The sequence below is a fragment of the Paenibacillus sp. Y280 genome, assembly GCF_056786335.1.
In genome coordinates this window covers 1-4,612 of record NZ_JBXCIW010000050.1, presented here as the reverse complement: position 1 = coordinate 4,612, position 4,612 = coordinate 1, and the positions used below count along the sequence as shown (strand labels likewise).

General features: G+C 47.1%; 4 protein-coding genes and 1 pseudogene. 2 read left to right on the top strand and 3 right to left on the bottom strand.

The annotated features are described in order from the left end of the window. Window positions 1–581: 581 nt before the first annotated feature. Window positions 582–1,634 carry a Gfo/Idh/MocA family protein gene (locus tag AC1TPC_RS26705; RefSeq protein ID WP_482069755.1) on the bottom strand — a complete coding sequence of 351 codons (1,053 nt, stop codon included), beginning with the start codon at window positions 1,632–1,634 and terminating at the stop codon, window positions 582–584. Between the two features lie 31 nt (window positions 1,635–1,665). After that, window positions 1,666–2,553 carry a sugar phosphate isomerase/epimerase family protein gene (locus tag AC1TPC_RS26700; protein WP_482069754.1) on the bottom strand — a complete coding sequence of 296 codons (888 nt, stop codon included), beginning with the start codon at window positions 2,551–2,553 and terminating at the stop codon, window positions 1,666–1,668. A 114-nt stretch (window positions 2,554–2,667) separates the two neighbouring features. Between AC1TPC_RS26700 and AC1TPC_RS26695 the strand changes: the two genes are divergently transcribed. Next, window positions 2,668–3,564, top strand: coding sequence for a helix-turn-helix transcriptional regulator (locus AC1TPC_RS26695; protein ID WP_482069756.1), 897 nt, complete (start codon window positions 2,668–2,670; stop codon window positions 3,562–3,564). 123 nt (window positions 3,565–3,687) lie between these two features. Beyond that, window positions 3,688–3,768: pseudogene (locus tag AC1TPC_RS26690) on the top strand (hypothetical protein); the annotation flags it as partial. 466 nt (window positions 3,769–4,234) lie between these two features. On the opposite strand, the gene AC1TPC_RS26685 reads toward AC1TPC_RS26690, so the two are convergent. After that, window positions 4,235–4,507, bottom strand: a complete 273-nt coding sequence (locus AC1TPC_RS26685; protein WP_482069753.1) for a hypothetical protein — start codon at window positions 4,505–4,507, stop codon at window positions 4,235–4,237. Window positions 4,508–4,612 lie beyond the last annotated feature (105 nt).

The following is a 4,612-nucleotide window of genomic DNA, read 5'->3' as shown; positions in this document are numbered from 1 at the left end:
ACTTCATCTTATGGTTGCTCCTCTCTTTGGGTGATGTTGTCTTCGCAAACACCATTCTACCAAAGATCGGGGCACTTTTTTATATTTTTATGTGATGGTACTTTCGTAATTCAGGTTCAATCGAACGCAGCGTTTCTTCATCAAATCCAGCAGCAAGCTTCTTGATTTTATCGATAAGGGATGACAATTGCTTCGCCTCATTTCGTTATGGGTATGCTTTATTCTGCTCTTGCAGAAAGCAGCTTGTCAACCTTAACGATTGGCAGATATCCGCCTTTATTGGTCAATATTCTCTGCTTGCAAGCGCCATTTTGGCGTATTCCTGCGTGAATGCGCCTTCGGATGTAATGATCTTCATCGGAAGCTCCATGCCCTCGGATAAATCCTTAAACATTTAGGTTTGTAAAGGCTACACGGAATGGCCGTATTGGAGAGTATTGGATGCGTCTGAAAAAGCAAAAAAGGCGCCTCAGCAGCTGAAACAGCGCCAAGACACCTTCTACTTTTATCGTAAAATAACGCCACAGAGATTGAATTTAAACATCATTCTACTGTTGCCTATTAGTCTAGTAAATAGAATGTTACTTAAACGCAGCCGCTCCCATAAAATCAGCGATGTGCACTTTTTGGCCGGTTTTGGCGCTCTCAACAGCGGCAAGCACCATCGCCATGCTGTAAATATTGTCGCTGCAATCCGTTTCCGGCTTACGGCCTGATTCGAGGGCGTCGAACATATCATCCAAGCAGCCTTTATGGAACGTATTCGCCATTTCTGGAAGCTGTGTTTCTACTCGCACGTAATCGCGGTGAAATTTGCCGCTTTGGTCGCCAGCAGCTACGATCTCCGCATATGGATTGCCTGCGCCATCCCAAATCGCTGTGCCATTCTCGCCAGTCACCCGCCAAGACGCTTCCCATGAAGTAGGCACACCTTCTGCGCACCACGAGCCGCGGTAGTTAAAGACAGAGCCATCTGACATTTCATAGATGCAGATCGCCATCGCGTTTCCGGCATACCATGAACCGGGTGGGTTAAACTCATGGCAATACACAGATACGGGATTCGCGCCGGAAATATATCTCGCTTGGTCAAACGTGTGGATCGCCATATCGAGCAGCAGCGGACTTTCCATCGCGTCGCGGAAGCCGCCAAAATGTGCGCCAATAAAGAAGTCTGCGCCAACGAATCCAATTTTGCCGATCGCGCCTCCCTCGATCAGCCCTTGAAAGGCGCGAATGCGCGGATCAAACCGGCGATTTTGCATAACAGCATGCGTCCTGCCTGTAACATGAGCCATTCGCACAATTTCATTGCAGTCGCTCATCGTTTCCGCGAGCGGCTTCTCTCCAAACACATCGCAGCCAAGCTCCAAAGCAGCAGTACTAATCGCATAATGGCTCGCCGGTATCGTGACATCGAATACTAACGTAGCACCTGTCTCCGTAATTGCTTGCTTAATGTCGGTGAAGGTTGGGCAAGTAAGACCTTTTCGCTCCGCCATTGCCGCAGCAAACTCTTCTTTGATATCAACGAGCCCAACTATTTCCGTATCTTCCCGTTCCTTCGCATAGTCCACCCACGTATTCGCCATCCCGCCGCAGCCGGCTATGACGACTCGATGCTTCATTGTCACCTGCTTTTCTCCCCGCTTTCGCTTCGCTAAATTAGACTGGATTTGGAACAAAATCGCCGCCGCGGCAGCGCTTCAAATAATTCAATGCATGAACCTGTCCTGTCATTTCCAGCTCATCCTTATAAACAGGATCATGCCAGCCCTCGATATCGATCGTGCCTTTGTAGCCATTTTGTCTCAAAATCGTAATAATATCCGACCAGTTGCTATCGCCAAAGCCCGGCGTCCGGTGCCAAACGAATTGCTGTTTGCTGTGCACGCCATGCTCCTTTACTATATCCCACGCAATCGTTGCGTCCTTGCCATGTACGTGGAACACTTTGCCCGCCCATTTGCGCAGCTGCGGAATCGGATCAATCAAGCTGACCATTTGGTGGCAGGGCTCCCATTCCAGTCCGATATTGTCCTCCGGCACCGCATTAAACATCAGCTCCCAGGCAGTCGGGTTATGCGCAATATTCCAATCGCCGGTTGTCCAAGTGCCGCCCATATCACAATTTTCAAAAGCGATCCGTACACCCTTAGCCGCTGCCCGCTTCGTCAGCTCGCCGAACACTTCCTTGAACCTCGGAATCGATTCATCGATCGATTGATCCGTCAGACGGCCAGTGAAGCCGGATACGATATCCGCTCCGAATAAATGGGCATGATCGATAAGCCGCTCCCAGCTCGCAAGCGTATCGGCATTGTTGCCTTCGCCAGTCAGCGGGTTTCCGAAAACGCTTACAGCTGGAACAGCAAAATCATGCTCATCGGCAAGCGCTCTTACTCGTTTAGCCATTTCAACCAAATCCGTACTGCCGGTCGTTTGCCAAAAGGTTAAGTTAAACGATTCAAATCCATGCTTCACAATTTGCGGAATGACCTGATCCGCATTTCCTCCGCCTACAAGCGTTCCAATTCGCAATTTGTTGTCCATTGTTGTATATCACTCCAATATTGGCTTATAGTATTTGTAACAACTCCATTATAGCTAGCAGTTATGCAGATCACTCTATACAATCTTGAGCAAAAATAGTCTAATCTTGTGGTGGTGAGCAGATTGACCTATCCAAAGGAGCCCTGGGAAAATACTCGTCTCGAGCATAAAACATACCCGATACAGCTATTCCAAAATCGCTGCCATAACGTCGCGCCAAATGACTGCATCCTTTATTTACATTGGCATGAGCATTTCGAGATCATCGTAATGAGGGAAGGGAGTGCGCTGTTCCACATCGACAGCCGCCCTTACATCGTGAATATGGGAGACGTCATCATCATACCTGGCGGAGGGCTGCATGTGGGCTATGCCCTTCATTGCGGAAATGTTCATTATGACTGCATCGTCTTGAATGCGTCACTCTTCAATGATTGGGTTCACGATCCTGTACATGCCCAGTTTGTCGCTCCTTACCTGGAGGGCCGGCTGCATTATCCCGTTAAACCATCGGAGCAGGATGAGCAATGCCTAAGCTTTAACTCGCTGCTGGATGAAGTGATCGCCGAGCTGGCCGCGAAGCCCCCGGCTTATCAGCTTATCGTCAAGTCGAAGCTGCACACGCTGTTCACGCTGCTCTCCCGCACTTTCATGGAACGGCAGCTCGCAGGCAAGCCGGCGGAGCCATACTTCGTCAATCGGGATCGCTTTAAAGCACTCATCCAGCGCATCGAATCGCAGTTTGGCGAGAAAATGTCGATCGAACAAGCGGCGAAGCAAGTGAGCCTGAACCCGTACCATTTTTGCAAGCTATTCAAAAAGCTGACAGGCCGCACCTTTGTGGAATACGTCAACGTCTGCCGCATGAATGAAGCGGAACGGCTGCTTCGCGAGAGCAATGATACGATAACTGAAATTGCCGCCATTGTCGGTTGCGAGAATCCGAACTATTTTACGAAGCTGTACAAGCAGTACAAAGGGATGACGCCTTCGCAGACGAGGAAGAGGTAAGAAATTATGCCTGATGTCTTAAAACTCAAGGAAATCCTTGCTGAGAGTAAAATGTCCCAACGTGAACTTGCCTAATTACCGGATTAAGACCAAATACCATAATGTTCAAGTGAAGTTGATAGGCTATATCTAAGCACATTCGAAGTCATCTGTAAGTTGCTCGATATACAACTTCATGATTTGATTGTCATGGAGGAATATTAATGCTATCAAGCTACTGGAACTTTGCTCACTACGCCGCCCAGTATTGCACATGGTAGTGTTACAGCATCCTCCATTTGTTCCGCCGCTAAATTATCAAAATCCAGAATAAGGCGTTTCCTCATTTCATCCTCTATTTACCTACGTTAATGCCCCGTGACAAGCCGCTGTTTGTAATTTCATTTTATTTCAGGAAAACCGCGAGAAAACGAAGGAAAGGTATTTGAAGCAAAATACGGTGGTTACTGATTATTTTGGGGTTCAGTCAAAGGAGAAAGCTACCTGAAAAGGGGTATAAAATTCAAATATATTGAGCGAATTTATGCGTACAAGATTTTTATGGACAAATCATCCGGGACTAATGAGGGTTAAGTTCATTCGGGATATGCCACCCGAATCATTCGGCACTGGGTGGGGTATAGGAAAAAACCTTGAAGGAGCAATCCCTCAAGGTCTCATCTTGTTACAGTTATTGGTTATAGAGCATCCCTTCATTGTTAATTGAGTTGAATTCGGCAATTAATCGTACCATTTCAGGAACTGAACCCGTATTAAATCCCGAGATTGTCAGACCATCAATAACATTTTTAAGTACCCTTTTCCATTCTGATTGAAAAATTTCTTTTGTAGTTACAACATGACCGCTTTGTTTAAGTAAATTCTCGGTCTTTCCAACAACATTTTCCCACTCCGAACGTATTACCATTTTATTTGAATCCCATGTTAAATCCGTAAGCGTCAAATAGCCCCCACCTTGTCATCAGATGAGAGCTAAGATAAGCTGGATTAAGATTTAAACACGTGGCAAGTCAGCGGTAGCGATGTTGACCAAGGCAACAGCTTGTCT